The organism is Nonomuraea sp. IBHARD001, assembly GCF_056106265.1.
Genome location: NZ_JBWBBW010000002.1, coordinates 5,216,321 through 5,242,855, shown reverse-complemented (window position 1 = coordinate 5,242,855; position 26,535 = coordinate 5,216,321). Strand labels below are relative to the sequence as shown.

At 71.9% G+C, this 26,535-nt stretch carries 24 protein-coding genes; 8 read left to right on the top strand and 16 right to left on the bottom strand.

From position 1 onward, the window contains the following. Positions 1-11: 11 nt before the first annotated feature. Entirely contained in the window at positions 12-1,235 is a 1,224-nt protein-coding gene (locus ACTWNK_RS25955; RefSeq protein ID WP_474307143.1) for a cysteine desulfurase-like protein, read from the bottom strand. A gap of 47 nt (positions 1,236-1,282) precedes the next feature. Next, complete coding sequence (locus tag ACTWNK_RS25950; RefSeq protein WP_474307142.1) at positions 1,283-1,537, bottom strand: hypothetical protein; 255 nt, start codon at positions 1,535-1,537, stop codon at positions 1,283-1,285. Positions 1,538-1,833: 296 nt separating this feature from the next. On the opposite strand from ACTWNK_RS25950, the gene ACTWNK_RS25945 reads away from it, so the two are divergent. Further along, a complete protein-coding gene (locus ACTWNK_RS25945) occupies positions 1,834-4,455 on the top strand; it encodes a PEP/pyruvate-binding domain-containing protein (protein ID WP_474307141.1) in 2,622 nt (873 codons plus the stop codon). A 3-nt stretch (positions 4,456-4,458) separates the two neighbouring features. On the opposite strand, the gene ACTWNK_RS25940 is transcribed toward ACTWNK_RS25945, so the two are convergent. The 4 genes from ACTWNK_RS25940 to ACTWNK_RS25925 are packed head-to-tail and all read right to left on the bottom strand — an operon-like array spanning position 4,459 to position 9,115. Further along, positions 4,459-4,962 carry a DinB family protein gene (locus ACTWNK_RS25940; protein ID WP_474307140.1) on the bottom strand — a complete coding sequence of 168 codons (504 nt, stop codon included), beginning with the start codon at positions 4,960-4,962 and terminating at the stop codon, positions 4,459-4,461. A gap of 11 nt (positions 4,963-4,973) precedes the next feature. Beyond that, positions 4,974-7,682 carry an aKG-HExxH-type peptide beta-hydroxylase gene (locus ACTWNK_RS25935; RefSeq protein ID WP_474307139.1) on the bottom strand — a complete coding sequence of 903 codons (2,709 nt, stop codon included), beginning with the start codon at positions 7,680-7,682 and terminating at the stop codon, positions 4,974-4,976. Further along, a complete protein-coding gene (locus ACTWNK_RS25930) occupies positions 7,679-8,830 on the bottom strand; it encodes an FxsB family cyclophane-forming radical SAM/SPASM peptide maturase (RefSeq protein ID WP_474307138.1) in 1,152 nt (383 codons plus the stop codon). The genes ACTWNK_RS25935 and ACTWNK_RS25930 overlap by 4 nt, the downstream gene beginning before the upstream one ends. Before the next feature lie 6 nt (positions 8,831-8,836). Beyond that, positions 8,837-9,115, bottom strand: a complete 279-nt coding sequence (locus tag ACTWNK_RS25925; protein ID WP_474307137.1) for a hypothetical protein — start codon at positions 9,113-9,115, stop codon at positions 8,837-8,839. A 180-nt stretch (positions 9,116-9,295) separates the two neighbouring features. On the opposite strand from ACTWNK_RS25925, the gene ACTWNK_RS25920 reads away from it, so the two are divergent. Continuing rightward, entirely contained in the window at positions 9,296-12,385 is a 3,090-nt protein-coding gene (locus ACTWNK_RS25920; protein ID WP_474307136.1) for a DUF7507 domain-containing protein, read from the top strand. A 94-nt stretch (positions 12,386-12,479) separates the two neighbouring features. Here the strand turns inward: ACTWNK_RS25920 and ACTWNK_RS25915 are convergent, their stop codons facing one another. Then, complete coding sequence (locus ACTWNK_RS25915) at positions 12,480-13,139, bottom strand: NADPH-dependent F420 reductase (protein ID WP_474307135.1); 660 nt, start codon at positions 13,137-13,139, stop codon at positions 12,480-12,482. A 282-nt stretch (positions 13,140-13,421) separates the two neighbouring features. Here ACTWNK_RS25915 and ACTWNK_RS25910 point away from each other — a divergent pair, with 282 nt between their 5' ends. Further along, on the top strand, positions 13,422-14,033 hold the full coding sequence (locus ACTWNK_RS25910) for a hypothetical protein (protein ID WP_474307134.1): 612 nt from the start codon (positions 13,422-13,424) through the stop codon (positions 14,031-14,033). Positions 14,034-14,117: 84 nt separating this feature from the next. Continuing rightward, positions 14,118-14,339 carry a hypothetical protein gene (locus ACTWNK_RS25905; protein WP_474307133.1) on the top strand — a complete coding sequence of 74 codons (222 nt, stop codon included), beginning with the start codon at positions 14,118-14,120 and terminating at the stop codon, positions 14,337-14,339. 14 nt (positions 14,340-14,353) lie between these two features. Here the strand turns inward: ACTWNK_RS25905 and ACTWNK_RS25900 are convergent, their stop codons facing one another. Continuing rightward, complete coding sequence (locus ACTWNK_RS25900; RefSeq protein WP_474307131.1) at positions 14,354-15,097, bottom strand: SDR family NAD(P)-dependent oxidoreductase; 744 nt, start codon at positions 15,095-15,097, stop codon at positions 14,354-14,356. 160 nt (positions 15,098-15,257) lie between these two features. Here ACTWNK_RS25900 and ACTWNK_RS25895 point away from each other — a divergent pair, with 160 nt between their 5' ends. Continuing rightward, the gene (locus ACTWNK_RS25895; protein WP_474307129.1) at positions 15,258-16,457 is read left to right on the top strand and encodes a serine hydrolase domain-containing protein; all 1,200 of its coding nucleotides are present in this window, start codon (positions 15,258-15,260) and stop codon (positions 16,455-16,457) included. 15 nt (positions 16,458-16,472) lie between these two features. Here ACTWNK_RS25895 and ACTWNK_RS25890 read toward each other — a convergent pair whose 3' ends face one another. The 3 genes from ACTWNK_RS25890 to ACTWNK_RS25880 all read right to left on the bottom strand — a co-directional run bounded on the left by ACTWNK_RS25890 (position 16,473) and on the right by ACTWNK_RS25880 (position 18,228). Then, entirely contained in the window at positions 16,473-17,048 is a 576-nt protein-coding gene (locus ACTWNK_RS25890; protein ID WP_474307128.1) for a TetR/AcrR family transcriptional regulator, read from the bottom strand. 338 nt (positions 17,049-17,386) lie between these two features. Beyond that, positions 17,387-17,602 (bottom strand): hypothetical protein, encoded by a 216-nt coding sequence (locus ACTWNK_RS25885; RefSeq protein ID WP_474307127.1) that lies wholly within the window; start codon positions 17,600-17,602, stop codon positions 17,387-17,389. 50 nt (positions 17,603-17,652) lie between these two features. Next, positions 17,653-18,228, bottom strand: a complete 576-nt coding sequence (locus ACTWNK_RS25880) for a TetR/AcrR family transcriptional regulator (protein ID WP_474307125.1) — start codon at positions 18,226-18,228, stop codon at positions 17,653-17,655. A 93-nt stretch (positions 18,229-18,321) separates the two neighbouring features. Here ACTWNK_RS25880 and ACTWNK_RS25875 point away from each other — a divergent pair, with 93 nt between their 5' ends. Continuing rightward, on the top strand, positions 18,322-19,440 hold the full coding sequence (locus ACTWNK_RS25875) for an agmatine deiminase family protein (protein ID WP_474307123.1): 1,119 nt from the start codon (positions 18,322-18,324) through the stop codon (positions 19,438-19,440). Positions 19,441-19,451: 11 nt separating this feature from the next. Here ACTWNK_RS25875 and ACTWNK_RS25870 read toward each other — a convergent pair whose 3' ends face one another. Genes ACTWNK_RS25870 through ACTWNK_RS25855 form a run of 4 tightly spaced genes read right to left on the bottom strand, consistent with a single transcriptional unit; the run spans position 19,452 to position 22,544 of the window. Further along, a complete protein-coding gene (locus ACTWNK_RS25870; RefSeq protein ID WP_474307122.1) occupies positions 19,452-19,973 on the bottom strand; it encodes an NADPH-dependent FMN reductase in 522 nt (173 codons plus the stop codon). After that, complete coding sequence (locus tag ACTWNK_RS25865) at positions 19,973-20,836, bottom strand: alpha/beta fold hydrolase (protein ID WP_474307120.1); 864 nt, start codon at positions 20,834-20,836, stop codon at positions 19,973-19,975. Before ACTWNK_RS25865 ends, ACTWNK_RS25870 begins: the two co-directional genes overlap by 1 nt. After that, positions 20,833-21,984 (bottom strand): MFS transporter, encoded by a 1,152-nt coding sequence (locus ACTWNK_RS25860; RefSeq protein WP_474307119.1) that lies wholly within the window; start codon positions 21,982-21,984, stop codon positions 20,833-20,835. The genes ACTWNK_RS25865 and ACTWNK_RS25860 overlap by 4 nt, the downstream gene beginning before the upstream one ends. Next, positions 21,981-22,544 carry an NADPH-dependent FMN reductase gene (locus tag ACTWNK_RS25855; protein ID WP_474307118.1) on the bottom strand — a complete coding sequence of 188 codons (564 nt, stop codon included), beginning with the start codon at positions 22,542-22,544 and terminating at the stop codon, positions 21,981-21,983. Before ACTWNK_RS25855 ends, ACTWNK_RS25860 begins: the two co-directional genes overlap by 4 nt. Positions 22,545-22,611: 67 nt before the next feature. On the opposite strand from ACTWNK_RS25855, the gene ACTWNK_RS25850 reads away from it, so the two are divergent. Both ACTWNK_RS25850 and ACTWNK_RS25845 read left to right on the top strand, forming a co-directional pair. Then, entirely contained in the window at positions 22,612-25,290 is a 2,679-nt protein-coding gene (locus ACTWNK_RS25850) for an AfsR/SARP family transcriptional regulator (protein ID WP_474307117.1), read from the top strand. A 122-nt stretch (positions 25,291-25,412) separates the two neighbouring features. Further along, a complete protein-coding gene (locus ACTWNK_RS25845; RefSeq protein WP_474307116.1) occupies positions 25,413-26,075 on the top strand; it encodes a hypothetical protein in 663 nt (220 codons plus the stop codon). Here ACTWNK_RS25845 and ACTWNK_RS25840 read toward each other — a convergent pair. Beyond that, on the bottom strand, positions 26,053-26,484 hold the full coding sequence (locus ACTWNK_RS25840; RefSeq protein ID WP_474307115.1) for a hypothetical protein: 432 nt from the start codon (positions 26,482-26,484) through the stop codon (positions 26,053-26,055). The genes ACTWNK_RS25845 and ACTWNK_RS25840 overlap by 23 nt on opposite strands. Positions 26,485-26,535: the final 51 nt, after the last annotated feature.

Genomic DNA, 26,535 nt, shown 5'->3' with positions numbered 1-26,535 from the left:
GCCCGTGCCGCCTAGACGAGGCCGGCCAGCGCCGCCAGCAGCCGGTCGACGTCGGAGCGGTCGTTGTAGGGCACGAGCCCGGCGCGTACGGCCCCGCCGCTGTCGCGGATGCCGAGCGCGGCGGTCAGCTCCCAGGCGTAGTTGTGCCCGCTCCACACATTGACCCCCGCGAGATCCAGATGCTCGGCCACCTGCCTCGGCGTGTGCGAGGCGAGCGTGAAGTACGCCGTGGCCGTCCTGGCCGCCGCGCCGCCGTACAGGGTCACGCCCGGCAGTTCGGCCAGCCCGGCCAGCAGGACCTCCAGCAGCTCCAGCTCGTGCCGTTCGGCCGCGGCGGACGAGGCGAGCAGGCGTTCGCGCCTGCTGCCGCGGGCGGGTGTCAGGGCGGCCAGATGGTCGACGGCGGCGGCGACTCCCGCCAGGTCGGCGAGGGGCGCCGTGCCGGTCTCGAAGCGTTCGGGCACCCGGTCGGGCGAGGAGGCCAGCTTGTCGGGTTCGAGCCCGGCCAGCAGGGCGGGATCGGCGACCACGGCGCCCACGTGCGGGCCCGACCACTTGTAGGCGCTGGTGGCGTAGAAGTCGGCGCCGAGCGCGACCATGTCGACCGGGCCGTGCGCGGCGGCGTGCACACCGTCGACGAAGGTCAGCGCGCCCGCCGCGTGCGCGTGCGCGGCGACGGCGGCCACGTCCGGCCTGGTGCCCAGGATATTGCTGGCCGCGGTGAGCGCCACCAGCCGGGTGCGCTCGCCGACCAGTTCGGCGTACTGCCCGGCGGGGAGTTCGCCGGTCGCCGTTTCGACCTCGGCCCAGCGTACGACGGCGCCCGCCCTGGCCGCGGCCTGGACCCACGGCCTGACGTTGGCGTCGTGGTCCAGGCGCGAGAGCACGATCTCGTCGCCCGGCCGCCAGGTCCTGGCCAGGGCGTAGGACAGGCGGTAGGTGAGTGTGGTCATGTTCGGGCCGAGTATCACGCCTTCGGCCTGGCCGCCCGTCAGGTCGGCGAGGGCCTGACGGGCGGCGGCCACGACGGCGTCGGCGCGGCGGCTGGCCGCGAAGGCGCCGCCGACGTTGCCGAGACCGGCGCGGTAGGCCTCGGCTATGGCATCGATGACGGAGCTGGGCACCTGCGTCCCCGCGGCGCCGTCGAGGTAGGCGGCGCCGTCGGCGAGCGCGGGATAGAGGGGGCGCACGGTCGCGGGGTCGTAGGCCAGGAGGGGAGAGTTCGCGGTCGTCATAGCTGAACTTGAACACGCCGCGCCCGCCCGGCCCAGCCCCCGCACGTCTAGGTGACGCTGAGTGGCGGCTCTTCCGTGCTCTCTTCCGTGCCCGCTTCCGTGCTCGTTTCCACGGGCTCCGGCTCCTCCTGGGGCTGAGGCATGTCGCGGACGCAGGCCGGGCACGAGCCGGTCGTCTGCACGCCCGGGTGGGTGCGGCACGAGCGCACCACGGTGCTCGGATACTGGTCGAATCTGGTCCGGCCCCCGCTGTGCCGGCCTTCGGGCGCCTCGTCCGTGCCGGACTCGATCGTGGCGGTCATGACTTTTCCTTTGCCGCAGTGCTCGTACCGGTTCTCGTTCCGGGGCCGGCGAGCCGCAGGTGACCGTGACGGGGCGGGATCCTGCGGCGAAGGCCCCTGCCGTGAACGTAGGTCGGCGGGCGGGATGAAACATCCGTGGCGCTATCAGTAGTGCGCTCCGTATCTGGGGATTCGCCGCCGCACAGCGCTCGCACAGGCCGGAAGGTGACGCGGCTCACCGGGGTGTGAGCCTTGCGCGGGCGGTTATTTCATCAGACGATGACTTTTAACCAGACGTCCAGCGAGGAGACTCCGCGATGACGCTCATCGTTGCCTTTTCCGACATCGAGCCGGAGATGTTCCCCCTCGTCGGTGGCAAGGCCGCCAACCTCGGCGTCCTGACCAGGGCGGGGCTGCCCGTGCCGCCCGGCCTGGTCGTCACCACCGACGCCTACGCCCGCGTCGTCGGCGGCGCGCTGGAGGAGGTCCTGACCAAGCTGGAGCACGCGGGCGACGACAGCGCCGCCTTGGCCGCGACCGCCAGGGACCTCGTCCTGGCCGCCGACGTCCCCGCCGACATCGCCGAAGCAGTGCGGCAGGCCGCCACGGGCCCGGTCGCCGTGCGCTCGTCCGCCACCGCCGAGGACCTCCCGTACGCCAGCTTCGCCGGTCAGCAGGACACCTACCTCAATGTCGTCGGCCCGGACGCCGTCCTGGACGCCGTGCGCCGATGCTGGGCCTCGCTGTGGACCGCGCGTGCCGTCGCCTACCGCACGGCCAACGGCATCGACCACCGCGCCGTACGGCTGGCCGTCGTCATCCAGGACATGGTGCACGCAAGCGTCGCGGGCGTCATGTTCACCGCCAACCCGGTCACGGGCACCCGCCACCAGGCCGTCATCGACGCGGCGCCCGGACTCGGCGAGTCGGTCGTGTCGGGCGCGGTCAACCCCGACCACTTCGTCGTCGCCGCCGGGCGTATCACCGAGCGCCGCATCGGCGACAAGCGCACGGTCATACGGTCGCTGCCGGGCGGCGGCACCGAGCACCTGACGAACGACGAGCCCGAAGGCGACATGCGGGCCTGCCTGAGCGACGAGCAGGTCCTGGCGCTCGCCGCGCTCGGCGCCGAGGTCGAGGCGCACTACGGCGCGCCGCAGGACACCGAGTGGGCGCTGGACGACACGGGCCGCCTCTGGCTGACCCAGGCCAGGCCGATCACCACGCTCTACCCGCTGCCCGAAGGCGGCCCATCGGGGATGCGCGTGTACTTCTCCGTCAACGTCGCCCAGGGCGTGGAGCGGCCGTTCACGCCCATGTGCGTGGCGGGCTTCCGGCTGATCACCTCGGGCGCGGCCAGGCTCGCCGGGTTCCCGGTCGCCGAGCCGCTCGCGGGCGCACACGTGCTGGCGGTCGCGGGGGAGAGGCTGTTCGTCGACGTGACGGGCGTGCTGCGCAGCCGGGTCGGGCGCACGCTGCTGCCCGCCGTGCTCGACGTCATGGAGGCCAGGTCGGCGGTCGTGCTGCGCGGGCTGTTCGGCGAGCGGGAGCTGAGCCTCACGCGTCGCTCGCCACTGCCGTTCGCGCGCCGCGTCGGCGGGCTCGCCCTGCGCACCGGCATGCCGGGCAAGGCCCTGCGCGCGCTGCGCAACCCGCGCGCGGCCAGGGTCCGGGTCGAGCGCATCGGCCTCGACCTGAAGGCCAGGCTGGTCCCTCGCCCCGGAGACACCCCGCAGCAGCGGCTGGAGCGCGTGCGGCGCAGCCTGCTCACCGAGCTGCCCGCGCTCGTGCCCGAGCTCATCCCGGTGGCGGGCATGGGATTCGCCATGCTCGGCCTGGCCGCACGTCTGCTCGGCGAGCGGGCCAGGCCCGGCGACCTGCCGACCGTGCTGCGCGGCCTGCCGTACAACGTGACCACCGAGATGGACCTGGAGCTGTGGCGGCTGGCCCAGCGGATCCGCGCCGACGCCGCGTCGGCCGCCGTGCTGCGTGCCGAACCGGCGGCCGGGCTGGCACGCAGGTACCTGGGCGAGGGGGAGGCGCTGCCCGGTGTGATCGCCGAAGGGCTCGGGCGTTTCCTGGCCAGGTACGGGCATCGGGCGGTCGCCGAGATCGACATGGGCGTGCCGCGCTGGTCCGACGATCCCACGCACATCATCGGCGTCCTGGCCAACTACCTGCGCCTGGACGACACCGCGCTCGCGCCCGACGCCCAGTTCGCCAAGGGAGCGGCCGAGGCCGAACGCATGATCGCCGAGCTCGGCCGCAGGGCGGGCGGGCTGCGCGGGCGGGTGGTCAGGTTCGCGCTCGGCCGGACCAGGCAGCTGGCCGGGCTGCGCGAGCTGCCCAAGTTCTACCTGGTCACCCTGGTCGCGGCGATGCGGCGTGAGCTGCTGCTGGTCGGGGAGTCGCTCGCGGCCGACGGGCGGGTCGGGCGGGCCGACGACGTGTTCTTCCTGACCCTGCGGGAGGCGCAGGCCGGGCTGGAGGGCGCGGCCCTGGTCGCGACCGTCGCCGAACGCCGTGCCGTGCACGCCAGGGAGCTGCGGCGCAGGCACGTGCCCAGGGTGCTGCTGTCGGACGGCACCGAGCCCGAGGCGGTCGCGAGTGCGGCCCACCCGGCGCCCGACGGCGCGCTCACCGGCACGCCCGCCTCGTCGGGCAGCGTCACCGGCCGGGCCAGGGTCGTCCTCGATCCGCTCGGCGCGCACCTGGAGCCGGGCGAGATCCTCATCTGCCCTTCGACCGACCCCGGCTGGACGCCGCTGTTCCTGACCGCGGGCGGGCTGGTCATGGAGATGGGCGGGGCCAACTCGCACGGCGCGGTCGTGGCCAGGGAGTACGGCATTCCCGCCGTCGTCGGCGTGGCGCACGCCACCGAGCGCATCGCCGACGGCGCCACGGTGACCGTCGACGGGACGGCGGGCACCGTCGCCTGAGGGCTACTCGCCGGTCCGGCCGTCGATGCGTTCGCGCAGCAGGTCGGCGTGGCCGTTGTGGCGGGCGTACTCCTCGATCATGTGCACGAGGATCCAGCGGTGCGAGCACTCCTGCCCGTGGCGCAGCGCCTTGCCCACGGCGTCGAGCGGCACACCGGCCGAGAGCCGCCTGGCGTGCTCGACCTCCGCACGCCAGGTGGCGAACGCCTCGTCGGCCGAGGCGTCGTCCACGTCGTTGAAGTCGGCGTCGGGGTCGTCGGTCTTGTACAGCAGCGGCACGTCCTGACCGTCGAGCACGCGGCGGAACCACACGCGCTCCACATGGGCCATGTGCCTGACCAGCCCGAGCAGCGACATCGTCGAGGGCGGCGCCGAACGCAGCCGCAACTGCTCGACGCTCAGGCCTTCGCACTTGACGGCCAGGGTCTCGCGGTGCCAGTCCAGCCAGGTGGTCAGCATGGTCGGCTCGTCGGCGACGAAGGGAGGATCGATCCTGATGTCGGTCATGTTCCACGAGCTTATCCAGGCCCGGAGAAGGAGATGACGAACGGGTACTCGGGCCCGTGCCTGTCGCCCCTGGTCCGATACCCGCCGATGTAGGCCTGCCCGCGATGGACGCGCAGCACCTCCCCGTCGAGCACGCACCGGTCGCCCGCGCCCAGCAGGTCGCACAACGGGTCCTCGGCCTCGACGCGGTAGAGCGAGCGCACACCGTCGTAGCCGATCTCCACCCGCTCGCCGTGGCGCTCGATCCGCTCGCCGTCGAAGGAGTAGGTCCGCAACTCCGACACGCACAGCACACTCCTGCGCAGGGCCGCGTCCATGGCCGCCGTGTAGCCCGGCAGCTCGCCGGCCAGGTGCGCGCGCAGCCGCCCGGCGTACTCGATCGTCGCGGCGCAGTCGTAGGAGCACGGCATGTACGGCACCAGCCCGAACAGCGTGTGCCGCAGGAACGGATTGCACAGCGGCGACGGCGTGCCCCGCGTGTTCAGCAGCGCGGCGTAGTAGGTGTTGTCGTCGTTCCAGTTGTTACGCCGCCTGAAGAAGTCCTGGCAGCAGGCCGGATAGCCGAGCGCGTCCCCGAACTTGTCGTGGTCGGCCCGGTGCTTGTTGACGACCACGCCGTCGACGATCAGCGGGTACCAGCCCGCGCCGACGACCCGGTCGAGCGCGCCGGGATCACGGGCGAGGAACACGTGCGCCTCGGTGCCGGGGATCAGCTCGGGCGCGAAGGCGGCCCTGGTCGTGGTGAGCTGGTCGGCCGGCACCTCGGCGATCTGCGGCGAGTCGCGGTCGAAGCAGGCGTCCACGCAGGACAGCAGGTCCAGGTCGTGCACGGCCCGCAGGAACGCCTGCCAGTGCTCGGCCGGGATCCAGACGTCCATCGACGGCTTCAGCCCCCGCTCGACCGCGATCAGCGTCGGGAACTGTGCCCCTCCCGTCGCCTCGGCGAAGTCGCGGTAGCGGCTGGACCACAACTCCCGCACCGCCCGCTCGCCGATCCCTGGCCCGACGAAGGACGGCGGCGGCCGATCGGCGACGACGGGGCGCGGCTCGGGCTCGGGCAGCACGAGGTGCGCGGTCAGCCCGCCGGGCGGCTCGGCCTCGCGCATGAGCTCGGCGGTGTGGGTGAGCACGTGCAGCGCCTCGCCACGGCGGCCGAGATGACGCAGCGCGAAGGCGTAACACTGCCAGAAGTACGGCGTGCGCGGGCTGCGCCGTACGCAGGCGGCGTAGTGGGCGGCGGCGGCCGGGAAGTCGTCGCGCACGTAGGCGAGGTGGGCGGCGGCGAGGTCGGCGACCAGGGAGTCGCCCGGCGGCAGGACGAGGTCGGCGGGCGCTTCGCGCACGGCGTCCAGGAGCGAGTCGCCGGCGTACCAGCGGCCCAGGATGGCCTCGGCGCTCCAGCCGGGCGGCAGGCCGAGCGCGGCGGGCGTCGCGGGATCGCCGTCCGCCGGGATCTCGGCCGGGGCGGGCGCGGGCCTGCTGTGCCGTGCGCGGTGCGCGGCGCAGGCGGCGTCCACCCGATCGCGTACGTCGGCCGCAGGCAGGGGCAGCGCGTCGCGCACCTCCTGCAGCCGCTTGTGCAGGGTGGCGAGCAGCACCTGCCCGGCGGGCGACAGGCTCGCCCGCTCGCTCAGCACCTCCAGGCCGATCTCCACCTGACGCCCGACCTGGTAGGCGCGCTCGACCACCGCCGCGCGGTCCGGCCCGCCGGGCACGTCGAGCAGCGCCAGATGGAGGTCGAGCACCTGCACGAACGTGTAGACGGCCTGCAGCAGCCCGCTCAGCGGACGCGGGTCGGCGCGCCACGGCGAGTAGTGCACGGCCTCGCCGTGATCGCCGACGATCATCGGATCGAGCACGAGCACGGCGTAGAGCTTCTGGTGACCGTACTCGTGCGCCAGCGCCTCGACGGTGGCGAGCCGTTCGCCGAGGGCGAGTGCGATCATGCCGGGCGCCTCCCTGAAGCTGCCGCTGACATGCAGCGCGGGATCGGGCGACAGGATCGGCACGATCGCCGTGACGCCGTGGGCCAGCTCCTCGGCCAGCGCGGGCAGCGCCGTCGCGATCGTGGCCAGATGCCCGTCGAGCTCCTGCCGCCAGTGGCCGGCCTGAGCCCGGTCCAGGTCGGCGAAGGCGTAGGAGGTGCGCCCGCCGAGCCGCAGGTCGCCGTCCAGCCAGTTCAGCTCGGGCCCGGCCGCGAGCCTCGGCACCCGCAGCACCGGCCCCGCCACCTCACCGCCCGCCACCCGCACCTCGACCTGCGTGTACGGCCGGCCGGTCGCCACGCACAGCCCGGCGCCGGGCAGGCTCACCCGTCCGGCGTGGTCGGCCCTGACCGTGCCCGCGAGCGACCCCCGGCCGGTCAGGAGGGTCGCGGCGGCGGCGAACCTGACGAACTCCCGCAGGTGCGGCAGCACGTGCATGCCGGGGAAGCGCTCGGCGGCGCGGCGGGTGAGCAGGTTCCACCCCACGTCCACCCAGAAGCCCGCGCTCGGATGGCCGAGCACCTGCCGCTGCACCCGGCTCGGCGCGCTCGCGAGCGCCTCGAAGGCCGCCTCGAAGCCGGACTCCGCCAGGGTGGCGGGCGCGAGTTCGCCCAGCCGCCTGCGCAGCTCCCTGACGCCGACGAGCGTGTGGTAGTACCTCGCGGTGAACACCGCCTGGTTGGCCGGGGTCCACCCGGTGGCGCTCACGAACGAGGCGATCGTCTCGGCGTTCATCTCGCTCCCTCGGCGGAGATCCTGAGCAGGTCGTCCTGGACCCGGCCGGTCACCACGCGGATCAGCTTCGTCAGGTCGGCGCAGTAGACCGACGGGTTCTGAAATCCGTTGGCCGCGGAGTAGCGCTGCGGGAAGTAGCCGCCGCCGCACACCCTGACGAGGTCGCAGGCACGGCAGACCTCGCCGAGCGTGCGCCAGTTCTGCTGGCGCGCGTGGACTTTCGGCGAGGCGAGTGCGGCGTCGAAACTGTGCGTGAAGATATTCATCCCGAGATCGCACGCCCCCGGATAGGTGACTTTCAGCGTGTCCACGGCCTGGATCTCGCCATTGGTTTCGACCACCACGAAATCGACCGGCTGCAGGCCCCATTCCTCGGAACTGCGACTGGCGCCCAGATAGAGCGCGATGATGTCCCGGAAACGCCGGATGCGAATGGGCTGGGGCCGCTCGTCGTACCAGGCCTCGAAAATACACAGCAGCCAGTCCGCGTACGGCGTGCCGGAAAGGTCGTTCTCCTTTCCGGGCGGCCGTAAGTCGTGATGGCCGAGCGGCAGCAGAAAGTCGATCGACGGTGGATCGAACGACCGGAAATAGGAATACGTCTCCAGCGGGTCGTTCTCCAGGTCGATGACCGCGAGAATTCCGCCCCACAGGTCCCGCCCGCCGGGACTGCTCAGCAGGGCGAGGCCGCGCTCCAGCCGGTCGAACATCGAGCGGCCCGCGTGGTCGAGACGGTGGCGGTCGTGCGCGGCGCGCGGCCCGTCCATGCTCAGTCCGAACGACATCTCCCACTCGCGGCAGAACTCCTGCACCTGGGGTGTGTAGGTGGTGCCGTTGGTCTGGCCGTTCCAGCGGATCCGCACGTCGGGGGCGTTCTCGGTCATGGTCGTGCACAGTTCGCGCAGGTAGTCCAGGCCGAGCATGAGCGGCTCGCCACCGTGCAGGACGACGTCGACCTGCGCCATGCCGTGCGCCACCGCGTGCTCGTTGACACGCGTGCCGAGTCGTTTCGCCGTGGCCATCGACATACGCCTCGGCTGGTCGCGCCAGGACTGGTCGGCATGCCGGTACACGTAGCAGTAGTCGCAGTCCAGATTGCAGCGCGAGGCCACTTTGCAGATGAACGACCGGAACGGCTCGGCGGCCACCGGGGGCTACCGGCCGGACCAGGAACTGTGCGAGCTGAAGGAGCTGAACGAACTGAAGGAACTGAACGAGCTGAAGGAGCTGAAAGAACTGAACGAGCTGAATCTGCTGTGCGAGGAGTGGGAGCTGAAGATCTGGCCGAGCCGCCCGCTCTCGGCGACGGCGTCCAGTTCGGTGCCGTACACCTCGCTGAGAATGTTCCCGAGTGCCGTTCCCTCCAGGGCGTCGAGCGACCCCAGATCGAGATCCGGAATTTCCAGGGGCTGGGAAAAGTCGTTGTCTGCCATGCGCCCACCTCGACATGCAAGCCCGGCTTCGGCATTCACCGTACGAAGGAAGAAGGCCGCTGTCCAGGGTCCGGCATATGCCGTCGAATCGCCACGAGCACCGTGAGTAGCCCTACTCAGGCGAAAGGCCGCACTGCGGAGCACCATCCCTGCAAGAGCGACCTTCAGGAGGGGACCCCCGTGCGCACCCGAAGACGATTGGCCATGACCGGCGTCGCCGTACTTCTGCTGTCCATGCTGGCGGCGACACCCGCGTGGGCGGCGGCGCCCGCGTTCTCGCTGACCTTCACCATCGACTACCTCAGGCAGATCGAGGACCCCGACGGCGGCGGCCTCGGCGACGGCGACTACTACCCGCGCGTGCGGATCGCCGACGGCCCGCTGGAGCAGGGGCCGAGGATCGAGGACAACGAGTTCAGCCCGCTGGGCCTGCCCGAGTCGCCCAACGGCTGGACGTTCACCAGGAACGACCTGCCCGGCGACGTGCCGACCGTGCCGATCACCGTGACGATGTGGGACTGGGACGACGGGCTGAACACCAACGACGACCGGATGGACATCAGCCCGATCAACGACGACGTCGAGCTGAACCTGGTCTACGACGTGCGCTCGGGCACGCTGTCGGGCGACGGCCTGCCCGGCCCGGCGCCGTGCGTCGACACCAGCGGCAACGAGCGCGGCCAGTACTGCGTCCAGGGCGACGGCGACCACGGCTTCCCCAAGGACAACGACGGCCGCATCACCCGCATCGCCGTCAGCGTCACCACCACGCTGCCCGACACCGACGCCGACGGCATTCCCGACATCGTGGAGCTGTCCGGCATCAGGAACGCCGCGGGGAACGTCCTGGTCGCGGGCACCGACCCGTGCCGCAAGACGATCATCGTGCAGCTCGACTGGATGGCCGACGCCAGGCACAGCCACCGGCCGAAGGCCCAGGCGATCACCCTGGTGGTCGACGCCTTCGAGGACGCGCCCGTCGCACCCGTCGCCTCCTGCCCGTACCCGGGGCCGAGACAGGACGGCGTCGAGTTCGTGCACGTGCCGGGCGTGCAGATCGCCGAGCAGGCCACACTCGGGTTCGCCGACAACATGGACTACCGCAACTTCCGCAACGCCGGGCTGCCGCGTGAGCTCGCGCCCTACGCGCACTACGGCATCTTCGCCCACGACCTGGTCGTCACCGACGCCTCCGGCAGCGCGCCCGCGCCCGGTGTCTCGGGCCAGTGCTGCGAGCCGACCAGGGACAACAACAAGGACTTCCTCGTCACCTTCGGATCGTGGCGCACGATGTGCGTGACGGACTTCGGCCTCGACTACGGCGGCGACGCCACCCTGCAGACCGCCCCGAACGGCGACGACGTCAGGACCGGCCTGCAGATCCACGTCGGCCCGAACCGCACCTGCGACACCACCAGCGCGCACGCCACCGACCGGCAGGTCCTGAGCGTCGGCTCGGGCGCCGACGACGCCGAGGTCGGCACCGTGCAGGACCAGGCCGGGACCATCATGCACGAGCTCGGCCACGCCCTGAACCTGCGGCACGGCGGCGACTCCAACATCCAGTGGAAGTCGAACTACCTGAGCGTCATGAACTACTTCTTCCAGTCGGGCATCCCGAACAGCACACCGCCGCTGCTGGTCAACCAGATGCGGGACTGGAAGATCGGCGCGGTGCGCGTGGGGTACTCGCGCGGCGCGCTGCCCCAGCTGGTGGAGAACCTGCTCGACGAGAACGACGGCATCGGCGACGGGACCGACCACACCTTCTGGTGGACCGACAACCTGGCCAACCCGGCCAGCACCTTCAGACCGCTGCGCTCGGGCGCGGGCGACGGGCCGCTCAACTGGAACGACACCGTCAACCCGGCGAGCGGCGCGCCGAACTTCGAGGCGGGCACCGTCAATGTCGACATCAATGCCAACGGCGCGAACAACACCCTGACCGACCACGACGACTGGGCCGCGCTGAAGTACCGCGCCGAGCGCTCGCCCGACGCCAAGGGCACGGCGTGCAGCAGCTTCCCCGTCGGCGCGCCGACCTGCCTGGGATCGGGGGAGGAACTGCCGTTCCTCACCGTCGCCCGGCAGGAGATCGCCTTCTTCAACCAGTACGACCCCGACGTCGTGCTGGCCAAGAGTGTCGACAAGGCCGACGCCGAACCCGGCGAGACGCTGACCTACCAGCTCAAGGTCGACAACGCGGGCACCGGCGACGCCCGATCGGTCAGGATCACCGACACGCCGCCGACCGGCCCGCCCGTCACGCGCGACATCGCCTACCTGGCCGCAGGGAAGAGCGCCACGCGGACCCTGGCGTACACGATCCCGTGCGACACCGCCGACGCCGCCGTCCTGACCAACAGGGCGAGCGTCACCGCGCAGGACAGCGGGGGCGGAGCCGAAGCCGACACCACCGACAACGACGCCTCGGCCGCCACCACCGTGCACGCGCCCAGGCTCACCCTGACCAGGACCGTTCCCGCCACCGTCAAGGCCGGGGAGGCGCTGAAGGTCACGCTCAAGGCGAGCAACACCGGCAGTGCGAGCGCCCTGGACACCGTCGTCACCGACCGGCTGCCCAAGGAGGTCTACTACAGCCAGGCCCTGGACCAGGGCGCGGGCCCGAGGCCGAGCACCGTCACCCGCAACGCCGACGGCAGCACGACCCTCACCTGGAACGCCGGATCGCTGAGCGCCGCCGAGCACAAGAGCATCGAGTACACCGCCAGGCCGAGCCTGCTCTTCACCGCGGGCGCCGCGCTGACCGGCGACGCCACGGCCGCCTACAAGAACACCAAGGGCTGCGTGTACGAGCCCGCCACCGCGACGTCGGGCACGGGCATCACCGAGGCCGCGCCCGGCCGCGACCCGAAACTCACCGTCTACTGGGCCCTGCACCCGAACGCGCGCAACGCCGAGTTCCTCGCCCGGGTCCAGGCCACCGACCAGCGCTTCGACACCAACGCCGACGGCCTGCTCGCCGACGGCGAGGCGTCCGCCGCGCTGACCGCGATCGGCCTGCAGCCCAAACCGCTGCGCGCCAAGGTGCTGACCACCCTGCTCAACCTGGGCGAACGCCGTGTCAACGCCTCGACCCGCATCCAGTCCCTGCTGACCCACAAGCTCGACGTGACCACCGTGGGCGGCGCCGTACGCCACAGCTGGGCGACCCTGCAGCTCCCGGTCAACCTGCAGACCACCCTGCGCTACCTGGACACCTCACTGCTCCTCGACGAGGTCAACACCGGCCTGATCGAACGCTACTGACCACACCACCACCGGGTACGGCGGGCAGAGACGCCCGCCGTACCCGGTCGTGTCGGACGGCCGACGCGGCGGGGGGCCGCCCATGACCGGCGACCTAACCGGCGGGGGAGGTGAGGACGGCGACGTTGAAGTGCACCGGGCCGACCACCTGGTAGAGGCGCAGCCACAACGGCATGAGCAGCTCGGTCGCACGGGCGCTCGACAGGTCGCCGAGGTCGACGATCTGCTCCGGCGCCCACCCGAACGAGCCCAGCAGCGCCGACACCTCGGCCTTGGCCGCCTCGTCGTCGCCGCTGACGAAGACGTTGTGCGGGCCGGGGACCAGGCCGGGCTCGACCATGACGGCGTTGGTCATCGTGTTGAGGCTCTTGACGACCCGGGCTTCGGGGAAGGCCTTCTGCAGCTGCTCGGCCAGGCTGCCGCCGTCCGGCGTGTGGACCGAGGGCGGGAAGCCCTGGGAGAAGTCCAGCGGGTTGGACACGTCGAGCACCACCTTGCCGCGCAGGTTCTCGGCCCCGGCGGCCTCCAGCACGGCCGGCGAGACCAGGCCGCCGGTCGCGTTGACGACCAGCTCGGCCGCCCGCGCGGCGTCGGCGAACGTGCCGTGCCCGCCGCCGTTGTCGGCCGCCCACTGCACGGCCGTGGCGTTGTCTGCGGTGCGCGAGCCCAGCACCACGTCGTGGCCGAGCGAGGCCAGCTTGGTGGCGAGCCGGAGGCCGACCTCGCCCGTGCCCAGTACAGCGATCTTCGTCATCAGGTCTCCTCGGCGAGGTTCGCCCACGGCCTCTGCGCCGGGTGCGATCGCCCACCATAGCGGCACAGAGAGCGCGCGTTTCCCGGGCACCCCCGCCTCCGGGATCGGCTGCCGGGGCGGGCTTTCCGGGGGACGCCGGGCCGGTGGCGGAACACGGAAGGATCACTTTGCGTGGGCCGCTCCCGTAATGGTTCGGGCGGTCGCTACGATTTCGTGATCATCCCCGATATGCGCCATGCGCCCCCGCCCCCACCACGGGCGGGCGCGTACAAAGAGGAGATCGTGACCGGCATCAGCAGAGGGCGTCCCGGCTGGCTTCATGTCGGGCCGCTTGAGGAGAGGCTGATCCGTGCCTGGGAGGCCGGTACCTTTCCGCCCGCGGAGACGCTGCTGGCGATCATGACGGTCGCCGCCGTGCCCCGCCGTCTGGCCACCCGGCTCGCCGCCCACCTGTCGGGCGGCGTCGTGGTCGGGCCGGGCGCCGTACCCGACCTGCCCGGGTTCGAGGACTTACGTGATGTGCCGCTGCCCCGGCAGTCGGGGACCTGGGAGCGCAGCGCCGGGGCGTACGACCCGTCGCGGCGGCGCATCGGCGTGGGCAGTGTGGCCTCGCCGTCGGTCAGTGTCGCCGGGCACGAGATCGGCCATGCCATCGACCACCTGGACGGCATGGTGTCCGGCTCGCCGTACTGGCTTCGGGTGCACGGGCGCTGCAGGCGTCTCGCGCCGCCCTATCGGGAGGACCCGGGGGAGCTGCTGGCCGAGGCGTTCGCCTGCGTCCTGGCGCGCAACGCCCTGCACCTGATCCAGCTCGTGGGGGAGCGGGAGATCGCGCACGAGGTGTACGTGTGGTTGTCGGGCCGCTACGACATCGGCAGGTACGGGCCGCCCTGACGGCCTCCTCCCGCCTCGCGGACGGGCGGGCTATGCTGACGACACCACGCGATGAGCCGCAGATGGGCAGGAAAGGGGACCCCGATGAGGATCGTCTTGCTCGACGGCGGCGTCCTGCGTGTCCCCACCACCACCGACCTGCCCGACGGCACCCACGTCGACGGCGTCAGGGACATCGCGCCCGGCGAGCCCGGCTACGACGAATGGCTGCCCCACGCCACCCCCGAGACCGGCCTCGACGGCCGCCACGCCCACGACGAGAACGTCGACATCCTGCGCGACTGGGGCATGGCGGAGAGCGCCTGACGTCTTCGGAGTGATCAGATGACGAATCCGCCGTCGACGGTGAGGGTCGCGCCGGTGATGTAGCGCCCGTCCTCACCGGCGAGGAACGCCACGGCCGCAGCCACGTCGGCCGGTTCGGCGTAGCGGCCGAGCGCGGTGAAGCCGTTGATCGTCTCGGCATTCGGGCCGGAGGCGGGGTTCAGTTCGGTGTCGGTCGGGCCCGGGTTCACCAGGTTGACCGTGATGCCGCGTGCGCCCAACTCCCGTCCGAGCGCCTTGGTCAGGCCGGTGAGCGCGGTCTTGCTCAGCGCGTACAGCGAGAAGCCGGGGAACACCACCCGGTCGGCGACCATGCTCCCGATCGTGATGATGCGACCGCCTGCCCGCATGGACGGGACGGCGGCCTGCGCGGCGAGGAACGGCGCGCGGACGTTGACCGCGATCGTCCGGTCGAACTCCTCCAGGCTCACCTGCTCCAGCGGCCCGACCGGGAACACACCGGCATTGCTGACCAGGATGTCCAGCCTGCCCAGCTCGCCGACGGCCCGGCCGACGGCCGCGACCAGGGCGGCCGGGTCGGCGCTGTCGGCCTGGACGGCCAGGGCGCGCCGCCCCGCCGCCTCGACCTGCTCGACGACCTCGTCGGCGCGCGGCCCGTCGCTCCGGTAGGTGAAGGCCACGTCGGCGCCCTGCCGGGCCAGGCGCAGCGCCACGGCGGCGCCGATTCCCCGGCTGCCACCGGTTACGAAGGCCACTTTTCCGTCAAGTCGTTTGCTCATGGTCGGAGAGTCTGGCCGAGCGCCCGTCGGCGTCGCTGGCAGGAATCAGACGACGCATCCCCGGCATGAGGGGTGGCCGCGGGTACGGCTTTGCGCTACTTTGAGTATCGATACTTGAGGTAGCGAAATCAGGTGTGCCTGTGGAAGGACGAATCACGTGATGAAACGACTGATGGCCTGCGTCGGCCTGGCCGTCCTGGGGTTCGGCGCCGTGCTCTCGGGAGCGGCTCCCGCCTCCGCTGATCCCGCCAAGCTGGGATCCGCGCTCGACGGTGTGCGTGCGGCGGGCGTACCGGGAGTGTTCGCCGAGGTCAGGGCTGGTGGGCGGGTATGGCGTGGCGCGTCCGGCGTGGCCGACCTCAGGACCGGACGGCCGGTCGGGCCCGGCATGCTGCAGCGGATCGGCAGCGTCACCAAGACGTTCACCGCCGCCGCCGTGCTGCGACTCGCCGAGACCGGGCGCCTGCGGCTCGACGCGCCGATCGGCGGGTACCTGCCGGGCCTGGTGCCGGGCGAGCGCGGTGAGAAGATCACGGTACGCATGCTGCTCAACCACACCAGCGGCCTGGCCGAGTACCTCTTCGCGGCCTTCCCCTCGCTGGCGGGCTTCCCCTCGCCGCAGGAGACCTCGCCCCGCAGCATCGACGACAACCGCTTCAGGCGCTTCCGCGCGGCCGAACTGATCGCGATGGGCGTCGCCCTGCCGCCGACCGGCGCGCCCGGGTCCACGCCCGGTGTGTACTCCAACACCAACTACCTGCTGCTCGGCGCCCTCATCGAGAAGGTGTCCGGCCTGCCGTACGAGGAGTACATCACCCGTAACGTCATCCGCAGGGCCGGGCTCCGGCACACCTTCTTCCCCTCCGGGCCGCGTCTCGAAGGGCCGCACTCACGCATGTACGAAGGCTTCTACGGCCTGGTCGCGCCGCCACGCGACTACAGCGTGTACGACATGTCGTGGGTGGGGCCGGCGGCGGCGCTGGTGTCGACGACGGCGGACCTCAACCTCTTCTACGCCGGGCTGCTGGGCGGCAGGATCGTCAAGGCGTCGTCGCTGGCGCTGATGCAGGACACCGTTCCGGTGTACGCGCAGACCGGGGAGCTGATCGAGTACGGCCTGGGGCTGCACAGGTTCACCCTTCCGGGCTGCGGCGTCTTCTGGGGGCACGACGGCACCGTCTGGGGAGCCGCGACGATGTCGCTGAGCAGCCCCGACGGGCGGCGGCAGATGTCGCTGGCGCTCAACCTCGTCCGCTGGAACACCCTGGACGCCTCGGGACGCCCGAGACCGCATGCCATCGACGCCGCGCTGCCGGTGTTCGAGAAGGCGGCGCTCTGCGAGGGCGGCGGCGGAGCGTAGGTGTGGCGGCTCCGCTCAGTCGCGGGGCCAGCGCTCCAGCAGGTTGTGCAGGGCCTCGACGCAGCGCCCCCAGGAGGCGTCGGCGGGACGCGCGTGCGCGAAACCCCCCGCCGCCTCAAGGCTGACGAACCCGTGCAGGGTGCTGCGCACCAGGCGTACGGCATCGGTCAGGTCGGGCTCCTGCAACGCGTAGGCGCGCAGCACGCTGTAGGCCAGCTCGACCGCACGCCGTGGCCCTGCCGCCCTGGCCACCAGCTCGGGATCGATCGGGGCGGGCGTCTGCGTGGCGGTGTAGCGCCCCGGATGGGCGTGCGCATAGGCACGCCAGGCCTGCGCGTAGGCCACCAGGGCGTCGCGCCCCGCCCGCCCGGCGGTGGCCTCGGCGATCCGGATCGTCTTCTCGTCCGCCGCGAGCAGGGCGATACGCCCACGCAGGTCCTCAAGGCCACGCACGTGCACGTACAGGCTGGCGTCCTTCACGCCGAGCCGCCTGGCCACGGCCGACATCGTCACCTGCTCGAACCCGACCTCGTCGGCCAGTTCGGCCCCCGCCGCCGTCACCCGCTCCGCCGTCAACCCGGCCCGCGCCATACGCCCACACCGCCTGTTCCTTAGGGTGACGCCGTTGAACCTAGGCTAATTAGGATAGACCTCGGAGGCGCGGGCGACAACTCACCCGGAGGGCGTGCGCCCGGTGGTCGCGGGTGTTCATGGCTCTGTCCCGGCCGGGCCGCCTGGGGCGAAATCGGCCGCCGCGTACGGGAACACAAAGCGGGGTGGCGTGGTTGTACGACGCGTGACGGTGTGCCCAGTGTCCCCGGGCCTCACCTTTTGCCTTCGCGGACTACCGTTCGGCTGGAGCCGCGTTGTGCCTTTCGCCGAGAGGCGACACGCACACCGCCACGCATACGGGAAGGGCCCCGGCTGTCTCAGGACGCCGGGGCCTTTCCCGTGTGGTGGCCGAGCAGGCGCGTGAGCAGGTCGACGAACTGTGCGCGCTCGGCGGCCGAGAGCGGGGCGAGCAACTCGTCGTGGAGCTCGTCGAGGAGCCGGTCGAGGCGCTCCAGGTGCCGCAGGCCCTCCGGTCTGTCCAGTGGGCTGCGGCTGTGCGGCACGGTGGTGCGTACGGCGTCGGGCCGGCGCATTCACGAGCACTGGATCTCGCCCGCCTGGGTCCGGGAGGGGGAGCCGGGCCTCAGGGGCGGCCGAACTCCGCCTCGATCGCCCCGGTCAGCAGGCGTTGCGCCCGTTCCAGGGTCATGGCGCCGCTCAGCCAGCGTCCGCTCAGCCCTTCGACCAGGCAGGTGAGGCGCTCGGCCGCGTCGATCGGCTCGACGGCGGGCGGGATCAGCCCGGCGGTGCGCGCCTCGGTGATCAAGGCGGTCAGGTCGCCGACCCAGGCGGCGGTGGCCGCTCGCAGGGGCTCGCGGAGGTCGGCGTCGAAGGTGGCGCTGGCGCGGAGTTCGCCCCAGGCGGCGCTGTTCTCGCGTACGGCCGGGCGCTCCTGCAACTCCAGGGAGAGGATCAGCTCGACCTGGGCGCGTGCGTCGCCGCCCCGCCCCAGCGCCTCGTCGGTGTAGCGGGCGGCACGCCTGGCGACGTGTTCCAGCGTGGCCCGCATCAGTCCGGCGCGGTTGTCGAAGTGGTAGTAGATGAGCGAGGTCGACACCTTCGCCTCAGCGGCCAGCCTCTCCACCCGCAGGCCGCGCACGCCGTCACGCGCGATGACACGCAGGGCGGCGTCGAGGATCTGCTGCTGACGGTCGGCCACGACTCCTCCGTGCTCACTGAAAGTTCAGTCAGGCCCATCGTATCCGAGCGGGTACTCTCGATCCTGACGGAATTTTCAGTCAGGGGAGCAGGTGTGCGGATCTCACGACGTCAGGCCGTCCAGGCGGCGGCCCTGGCGGCCTTCGGCGCCGCGCTGGGCGGGTGCGGCTCATCCTTGACGCAGGCCACACCCTCGACGGGAGCAGGTATGAAGAGCGGCTGGGTGATGCCCGATGAGACGCATCCGCACGAGCGGACCTTCATGTCCTGGCCGACCCAGCCGATCTGGCGGTCCGACACCGCGGGCGTACGCGACGACATCGCCGGCATCGCCCGTGCCGTCGCCGCGTTCGAACCGGTGACGATGCTGGCCAACCCCGGCGACGTGCAGGCCGCCCGGCGCGCCTGCGGTGCGCAGGTCGAGGTCGTCGCGATCCCGGTCGACGACCTGTGGATGCGCGACACCGGCCCCACGTTCGTCCTGGACGGAGGGCAGGTCGCCGGGGTCGACCTGAACTTCAACGGCTGGGGCGGCAAGCAGGAGCACACCCGTGACCAGGACGTCGCACGCGCCCTCCTGGCCGGGCGGCACATCACCCGGATCCAGACGCCGATCGTCGCCGAGGGCGGTTCGATCGAGGTCGACGGCGCCGGCACCCTCCTGGCCACCGAGAGCTCCCTCGTCAACGACAATCGCAACCCGGGCCGATCCCGCGCCGACATCGAGGCCGCCCTGGCCGACGCCCTGGGCATGACCACCTTCATCTGGGTCGAAGGCGTCAAGGGCCGCGACATCACCGACTACCACATCGACGCGCTGGCCCGTTTCGCCGAGCCGGGCGTCGTCGTGGTCGGCACCCCGCCCGCGAACGCCCCACGCGACGTCTGGAGCGCCGCGCACGACCAGGCCCGCACGGTCCTGGCCTCGGCCGTGGACGCCCGGGGCAAGCGCCTCGACCTCGTCGAACTGCCCGAACCGACCGACATCGGCCGTCGTGGCGACGACTTCCTCGCCACCTATGTGAACTACTACGTCGTCAACGGCGGCGTCATCCTGCCCCGCTTCGGCGACAGACGCGCCGACCGGGACGCGGCGGCCGTCGTCGCAGAGCTGTACCCGGGGCGAGAGGTCGTCCAGGTCCCGGTCGACACGCTGGGCGAGGGCGGCGGCGGCATCCACTGCGCGACCCGGCAATTGCCGCGGCACGGCTGAGGCCCCGTCCCTCACGCGACCAGCGCCGCCAGGCCGTCCAGCACCTCGTGCCTGAACCCGGCATCGCGCACGATCCCGTCCGTGCCGACCAGGTGCCGGGGGAGCGGGAGGCGCTTGCAGGCCTCGGGCACCACCCGCGCCCCGGCGTACCTCAGCAGTCTGTGCAGGCTGTCGTGGGCGTGCGCGGCCCCGGTGGACGCGCACGACACATTGATCCAGGCGCTCGGCTTGGCGCCGATCTCGACGCCGCCCACCGTCCAGTCCAGGAGGTTGGTGAGCGGGCCCGGCAGCGTTCCGGCGTACTCGGGGGTGCAGAACAGCAGGGCGTCGGCCCGGGCGATGCGGGTGCGCAGGTGGTGCACGCCCGCGGGCAGAGGGGCGTGGTCGTGGTCGGGGTTGAAGTGCGGCAGCAGGTCGAGGCCTGGGAACAGCTCGGCCTCGACGCCTTCGGGCGCGACGTCCATGGCCGTGCGGAGGGTGGCCTCGTTCAGCGAGCCCGCCGTGAGGCTGCCGCAGATCATGAGGATCCGCATCAGCCGACCTTGCGCCCCAGGAACTCGCGGACGAGCCCGGCGATCTCCGGCCCGTGCGTCGCCAGTGCGAAGTGACCGGCGTCCAGCAGGTGCACCTCGGCCTCGGGCAGGTCGAGCAGGAAGGCCTCGGCGCCCTTCGGGCCGAAGATCTCGTCGTTGCGCCCCCACACCGCGAGCAGCGGCGGCCGGTGCGCGCGGAAGTAGGCCTGGAAGACCGGATAGCCGGGCAGGTTCGTCCCGTAGTCGTAGAACAGCTGCAGCTGGATCTCCTTGTTGCCGGGCCGCTCCAGATAGGCCTGGTCCAGCGTCCAGCTGTCGGGGCTGACCCGCTCCAGCCGGTCGGCGGGCACGCCGTGCGTGTGCTGCCAGCGGGTCGCCTCGGGCGTGAGCAGTTCCCGTACGGCGGGCTCGTGCGTGACCCGGTCGGCCGCATGGGCGAACAGCGGCTCCCAGAACGGCGTGAACCCCTCCAGGTACGCGTTGCCGCTCTGCGTGACGATCGCCGTGACGAGCGCGGGATTGCGCGAGGCGATCCGCAGGCCGATCGGCGCGCCGTAGTCGTGGATGTAGAGGGCGAAGCGCTGCACGCCGATCGTGTCGAGCAGCTCCAGCGTGATGTCGGTGAGCCGTTCGAAGCTGTAGTCGTACTCCTCGACCGGCGGGGCGTCCGACTGGCCGAAGCCCAGGTGGTCGGGTGCGACGAGGTAGTAGGAGTCGGCCAGCTCGCCCATCAGGTCGCGGAACATGGCCGAGCTGCTCGGGAAGCCGTGCAGCATGACCAGGGCTGGCCGGGCCGGATCGCCCGCCGTACGGTAGAAGATCTGGTGGCCCTGGATCTCGGCGGTGTGGTGGGTGATGGTCATGAGGATTCCTTCCGGAGGACGGCGAGGCGTCCGGGTGTGGAGGCGAGCAGGAGGATCGAGGCGAGGCTGAAGACGAGCCCGAGCGCGAAGTAGCCCCGGTAGTCGCCGGACAGGGCGTGCACGGCCGCCGCGACGCCGAGACCGGTGGCGGCGGAGAGCTGGTGCACCACCCAGGCGGGCGCGAGCGTCCGGCCGATCCTGGACGGGTCGAGGCCGCGCGACAGCACGGCCATGGTCAGCGGGATCATCGGGAACGAGGCGGCCCCGAACAGCACGGCGACGGCCACCAGCACACCGGGCCCCGGCACAAGTACGGCGAGCGCCAGCGCCAGGGCACGCAGGCCGTACAGCAGGCGCAGCAGGGTTTCGGGGCTGTGCCCGCGCAGCAGGCGGGCCACCAGCGCCGAGGTCAGCCCGGCCGAGACGGCCACGACGGCGACCAGGGCGCCCGTCCCCGCGACCGACCAGCCCGCCTCGATGGCATGCCTGGGCAGCATCAGCACGACGACGTACATGGTCGCCGCGTGCAGCCCGAACGAGACGAGCACCCGCATCCGCCCGGCCAGCGACTCCCCGCGCGCCGCTCCCGGCGTCGTGACCCGGTCGGGCGGCAGGACGAACCACAGCACGGCCGTCACCGCCAGGCCCGCGGCCCCGAGTATCGCGTAGGCCGCCCGCACACCCGCCGGTTCGAACAGCGCCGTCGCCGCCCACGGAGCCAGCACCTGGCCCAGGTTGATGCCGATCGCGGCCCTGGCCAGCGCCGGACCGGCCCGCTCGCCGAAGGCACGCGAGATCAGCGTGGTGACGGTCAGGCTGGAGGAGGCGGCGAAGCCGAGCCCGCCCAGCAGCATGTACGCGGCGACGAACTGCCACGTCTGCTGCACCAGCGACAGCACCAGGTAGCTGCCCGAGCTCAGGAGCAGCCCGGCGCACAGCACGACCCTGGCCCCGGCCCGGTCGAGCAGCGCCCCGATGCGCCACTGGGCCAGCCCGGTGAGCGCCGTGCTGAGCGCCGCGGCCAGCGCCAGCGCCGTGGCGCCGATGCCGTACTCGGCCGCGGTCGGGGCGAAGAAGACGCCCATGGAGAAGTTGAGCCCGAACGAGACCGTCATCGCGGCCAGGGCCGCATGGGTCGTGCGGCTCATCGAATGATCTTCTGCCTGAGCTCGGTCAGCAGGGCGGTGATGAGCACGCCCGTCGTCTCGTCGGTCAGATTGCCATCGGCGTCGAAGCGCTCACCGGAGCGGAAGACGATCACCTCCGGCTTGACCACGACGTCGGAGTGCGTCCAGACGAACACCTGACGCAGGGCGAGCTGGGCGCGTACCGAGCCGAAGTTGGTCGGTGCGGCTCCCATGATCGCGATCGGCTTGTGCAGCAGCGGCAGGCCTTCGGCCTGGGTCCAGTCGGTGCTGAGCCAGTCGATGGCGTTCTTCAGCGTGCCGGGCACGGAGTAGTTGAACTCGGGCGTCGCGATGAGCAGCCCGTGGGCCTCGTTCACCCTGCGGCGCAGGTCGGAGACCACGGCGGGCCGGTCGGCCGGAGTGTCGAAGTCCATGTCGTAGGGCGGCAGCTCGCGCAGGCCCTCGTATATCTCGATCTCCAGACCGCCGGGGTTGTACTTCTGGGCGGCTCGCAGGAGGGCGGTGTTGTGGGAGGCGGCGCGCAGGCTGCCGGAGATGGCGAGGATCTTCAGGTCGGTCATGTGAAGAGCATGGGAGGGCGTGTTGATACATTCCCTATCCCATTCCTACGCGCCATCGGACAGGGCTGTGCACTTCACGATCCTCGGGCCGGTCGCCCTCGGCGGAGCCGCTCCACGGCACCGGGCGATCCTGGCCTACCTGCTGCTGCACGCGCGGAGTGTGCTCAGCGCCGAGCAGCTCATCGACGCCGTGTGGGGGCTCACGCCACCCGACAGCGCGCGGGCGCAGCTGCACACCTCGATCGCCGCCATCCGCAGGGGCTTACGCGCCCAGGGAGCGGCCCACACGCTGGAGACGCATCCCGGCGGCTATCTGATCCGCCCCGAGCCGGGGCACTTCGACCTGGAGGAGTTCACCGCGCGGGTAGCGCAGGCGAAGGCGGCCGGTGATCCCCGGCTCATGCGCGAGGCGCTGCTGATCTGGCGCGGCACCCCGCTGGCCGACGTGAACGGCGACTATGTCGAAAGCGCGCGCAGACGGCTGCAGGAGCGACGCCTGGCCGCCGTCGAGGAGCTGGCCGAGATGGAGCTGGCCGAAGGCAGGCACGGCGAGATCCTCGACGAGCTGAGCGCGCACCACGCCGAGCACCCCCTGCGCGAACGCCTGGCCGGACTCCTCATGCTCGCCCTGCACCGCTCCGGCCGTCAGGCCGAGGCGCTCGCGGTCGCCAGGCAGCTGCGCGAGCGGCTGGCCGAGGAGCAGGGGCTCGACCCCGGCCGTGCCTTCCTCGCCGTCGAGCAGGCCGTCATGCGCGACGAACAGCCCGAGCCGCCACGGCGCAGCGCCTTCCTGCCCTACGACATTCCCGACTTCGTCGGGCGCGGCCTCGAACTCGACCGGCTCGACCAGGCACCGGTCGCCATCGCGGCCATCGACGGCATGGCGGGGATCGGCAAGACCACCCTGGCCGTGCACGCCGCGCACCGGCTGGCCGCCCGCTATCCCGACGGTCAGCTGTTCGTCGACCTGAGGGCGGGGCAGGACGCCGTCACCGCGGACGCCGCGCTCGACAACCTGCTGCGCCAGCTCGGCGTGCCCCCCGCGCGTATCCCGGCCTCCGTCGCCGAGCGCGCCGCGTTGTGGCGGGCCGAGCTGGCCAAGCGCAGGGTGGTGGCGATCCTCGACAACGCCGTCGACGCCGAGCACGTCAGGCCGCTGCTGGCCGTTTCCCCCGGCAGCCTCATCGTGATCACCAGTCGGCGCAGGCTGACCGATCTGGACGGCGTGCACGCGCTGTCGGTCGACGTGCTGCCGGTGGCCGAGGCCGTCGAGCTGTTCACCGCGATCGTGGGGGAGCGGGCGTCGGCCGAGCCCGATGCGGTGCTGGACGTGCTCACGATGTGCGGCTACCTTCCGCTCGCCGTACGGATCGCGGCGGCGCGGCTGCATCATCGGCCGAGGTGGACGGTGGGCTATCTGGCCGGGCGGCTGCGCGACCAGCGGCGCAGGCTGGGCGAGCTGAGCACGTCCGAGCGTGGGGTGGCGGGGGCGTTCGCGCTCTCGTTCGAGCAGCTCGACCCGCATCAGCGGCGTATGTTCCAGCTGCTCGGGCTGCATCCGGGTCCCGACGTCGACGCCTTCGCCGCGGCGGCGCTGGCCCTGCTGCCGGTGGAGCGGGCCGAGGCGCTGCTGGAGGACCTGCTCGACGCGCACATGCTCACCCAGCACGAGCCCGGCCGCTACACCTTCCACGACCTGCTCCGCGAGTACGCGCGGTCCGGCGCGCCCGAGGACCCGGCCGCGCTGCAACGCCTGTTCGAGCACTACGTGCAGGGGGCCAGGCAGGCGTCGGAGTCGGCCGACCTGACCTGGCTCGACGCCGAACTGGCCAACCTCATCGCCTCGGCCGCGCACGCCGCCTTCGAGCACACGGCGGAGCTGGCCGTCCTGCTGTGCCGCTACCTCGACGACAACGAGCACCACGCGGGCGCCTTCACCCTGCACACGCTGGCCCTGCGCGACAGCAGGCGCCAGGGCGACCGCGACCGCGAGGCCGAGGCACTGATCGACCTCGGTACGGCCACCTGGCGGCGCGGCGACTACCACGACGCGGCCGAGCACTACGGCCAGGCGCTGGAGTTGTGCCGGGAGCTCGGCGACCGCATGGGCCAGGCGCGTGCGCTGAACAATCTGGGCATCGTGTGGTGCAGGCTCGGCGACTTCGCCAAGGGACGCGCCAGCTACCTGGAGTCGCTGGCGCTCATGCGCGAGATCGGCGACCGGAACAAGGAGGTCCAGACGCTGCTCAACTTCGGGTCGGCGTCGGCCTGGCAGCAGCACTACGACGAGGCGCGTGAGCTGCAGCTGCGCGGGCTCGAACTGGCACGCGAGATCGGCAACCGGCGGGCCGAGGTGGACGCGCTGATCAACCTGGGCTACTCCCACACCGGTCTCGGCCGTCATGCCGAGGCGCGTGACTTCCTGCTGCTGGCCGTGCGCTCCAGCCAGGAGATCGGCTACCGGGTGGGGGAGGCCGAGGCGGGCAACGCGCTGGGCAAGGCCGCCAGGCTCGGCGGCGACCCCGGCGAGGCCGTCGGCCACCACACCACGGCCCTGGCCATCGCCGTCGAGGTGGACAGCAGGTTCGAGCAGGCCTACGCGCACGACTCGCTCGCCCGTGCCCATCTGGAGCTCGGCGACCGGGTGCTCGCCCGTGAGCATGCCGAGCGCGCGTTGTCGCACTATGCGCATCTGCGGGTGCCCGAGGCCGAGGAGATGCGGGTCCTGTTGAAGGAGCTGGGCTGAGCGGGCGGTCGTGGCCGGCCCGGACGGGCACGGTACGGTCGCGGGTGGATCACGATCACGACGTGGTCCGAACCCCGGTCCGGAAGCGGTCGTCCACTCCGGCATGAGGCCGTACGCCGATCATGTTCTCCGCCTCCGTGCTCGTGCGTGCCGTGCCGGGCGGGCATGTCGTGGTGGTGGCCAATCGTGAGGACGGCGTCGTCACGCGTGACGTGGCCGGTACGTGGCGCAGGCTCGGGTTCGACGAGGCCGGGGAGCTCGACCCGGGTCCGGCGCCCGAGGTGTACCCGGGCGCCGAGTACGCGGCCTGCGTCGGGCTGGCGCTGCTCGGACTGCTGATCGGGCTGACGGCGGCCTCGTCGGGCAGGCGCAGGCCGGCCGTGCTGACGTGGCTGGCCTATCCGGTGCTCGCGCTGGGGGTCCTGGGCCTGGTGGTGGCGGCGGAGGCCGATCTGATCATGATCGTGCTCACGCCGATGGGCCTGCTGACGGTCGTCGTCGGACTCGGGTTCGCCATCGGGCCGGCCGTCGCGGTATGGCTCGGGCGGCGGGTGTGGCTCGCGCTGGTGGCGGTCGCGTCCGTGCAGGCGGTGGCGGCCGTGAGTGTGTTCGAGGGATGGGCGCGGGGGAGCGTCGACGACCACCGCGACGCGCTGCTGCCGGCCGCCGTGGTGGTCGCGGCCCGGCTGGGCGGCGCGCTCAGGATCGGCCTGGCCGCCTCCGCCGCGTGGAAGGAGGCGGCCAGGCCGTCCGGTCCTGGGATCAGCTCGCCGACCAGTACTTGACCAGCAGCTTCTCCATGCGCTTGACGACCGGGCTCCACGACTTGGTCAGCGTGTAGCGGCTGGCGTGGTGGCCGCCGTACGACAGCGTGTACTTGATGAAGTCGGCGCCCTGCGGCGGCGCCTGGGAGCGGCCGACGCGCAGGTGCTTGAGATGGGAGCGCAGGACGCGTATCTCCTGCTTGGTCGCACACTTGGTGACGGTCGGGCCGCTGCGGTGGCGAACCTTCACGCAGCCGTTGGTGTAGACGATCACGCGGTCGTCGAGACCCGCGAAGCCGCCTTGCTTGCGCAGTTCGACCAGCACCTTCTTGGGTGCGCCCGCCGCGTCGAGGGCCTGGGCCGGGCCGGCCGTGGTCACGGTCAGGGCCAGCAGCAGCACCGGCAGGACCGCGATTCGCCAGATCTTCATGCCCGTTCGACGTATGGGAGGGGCTTTCGGCTCAATATTCGGCGGGGGAAT

Bases quoted from the DNA above. Each gene is read 5' to 3' on its own strand.
- ACTWNK_RS25895 (WP_474307129.1), top strand. From the start codon at position 15,258: ATGAAACGACTGATGGCCTGCGTCGGCCTGGCCGTCCTGGGGTTCGGC.
- ACTWNK_RS25955 (WP_474307143.1), bottom strand. From the start codon at position 1,235: ATGACGACCGCGAACTCTCCCCTCCTGGCCTACGACCCCGCGACCGTG.
- ACTWNK_RS25845 (WP_474307116.1), top strand. From the start codon at position 25,413: ATGTTCTCCGCCTCCGTGCTCGTGCGTGCCGTGCCGGGCGGGCATGTC.
- ACTWNK_RS25905 (WP_474307133.1), top strand. From the start codon at position 14,118: ATGAGGATCGTCTTGCTCGACGGCGGCGTCCTGCGTGTCCCCACCACC.
- ACTWNK_RS25950 (WP_474307142.1), bottom strand. From the start codon at position 1,537: ATGACCGCCACGATCGAGTCCGGCACGGACGAGGCGCCCGAAGGCCGG.
- ACTWNK_RS25860 (WP_474307119.1), bottom strand. From the start codon at position 21,984: ATGAGCCGCACGACCCATGCGGCCCTGGCCGCGATGACGGTCTCGTTC.
- ACTWNK_RS25865 (WP_474307120.1), bottom strand. From the start codon at position 20,836: ATGACCATCACCCACCACACCGCCGAGATCCAGGGCCACCAGATCTTC.
- ACTWNK_RS25885 (WP_474307127.1), bottom strand. From the start codon at position 17,602: ATGCGCCGGCCCGACGCCGTACGCACCACCGTGCCGCACAGCCGCAGC.
- ACTWNK_RS25935 (WP_474307139.1), bottom strand. From the start codon at position 7,682: ATGAACGCCGAGACGATCGCCTCGTTCGTGAGCGCCACCGGGTGGACC.
- ACTWNK_RS25840 (WP_474307115.1), bottom strand. From the start codon at position 26,484: ATGAAGATCTGGCGAATCGCGGTCCTGCCGGTGCTGCTGCTGGCCCTG.
- ACTWNK_RS25940 (WP_474307140.1), bottom strand. From the start codon at position 4,962: ATGACCGACATCAGGATCGATCCTCCCTTCGTCGCCGACGAGCCGACC.
- ACTWNK_RS25900 (WP_474307131.1), bottom strand. From the start codon at position 15,097: ATGAGCAAACGACTTGACGGAAAAGTGGCCTTCGTAACCGGTGGCAGC.
- ACTWNK_RS25855 (WP_474307118.1), bottom strand. From the start codon at position 22,544: ATGACCGACCTGAAGATCCTCGCCATCTCCGGCAGCCTGCGCGCCGCC.
- ACTWNK_RS25890 (WP_474307128.1), bottom strand. From the start codon at position 17,048: ATGGCGCGGGCCGGGTTGACGGCGGAGCGGGTGACGGCGGCGGGGGCC.
- ACTWNK_RS25925 (WP_474307137.1), bottom strand. From the start codon at position 9,115: ATGGCAGACAACGACTTTTCCCAGCCCCTGGAAATTCCGGATCTCGAT.
- ACTWNK_RS25915 (WP_474307135.1), bottom strand. From the start codon at position 13,139: ATGACGAAGATCGCTGTACTGGGCACGGGCGAGGTCGGCCTCCGGCTC.
- ACTWNK_RS25870 (WP_474307122.1), bottom strand. From the start codon at position 19,973: ATGCGGATCCTCATGATCTGCGGCAGCCTCACGGCGGGCTCGCTGAAC.
- ACTWNK_RS25945 (WP_474307141.1), top strand. From the start codon at position 1,834: ATGACGCTCATCGTTGCCTTTTCCGACATCGAGCCGGAGATGTTCCCC.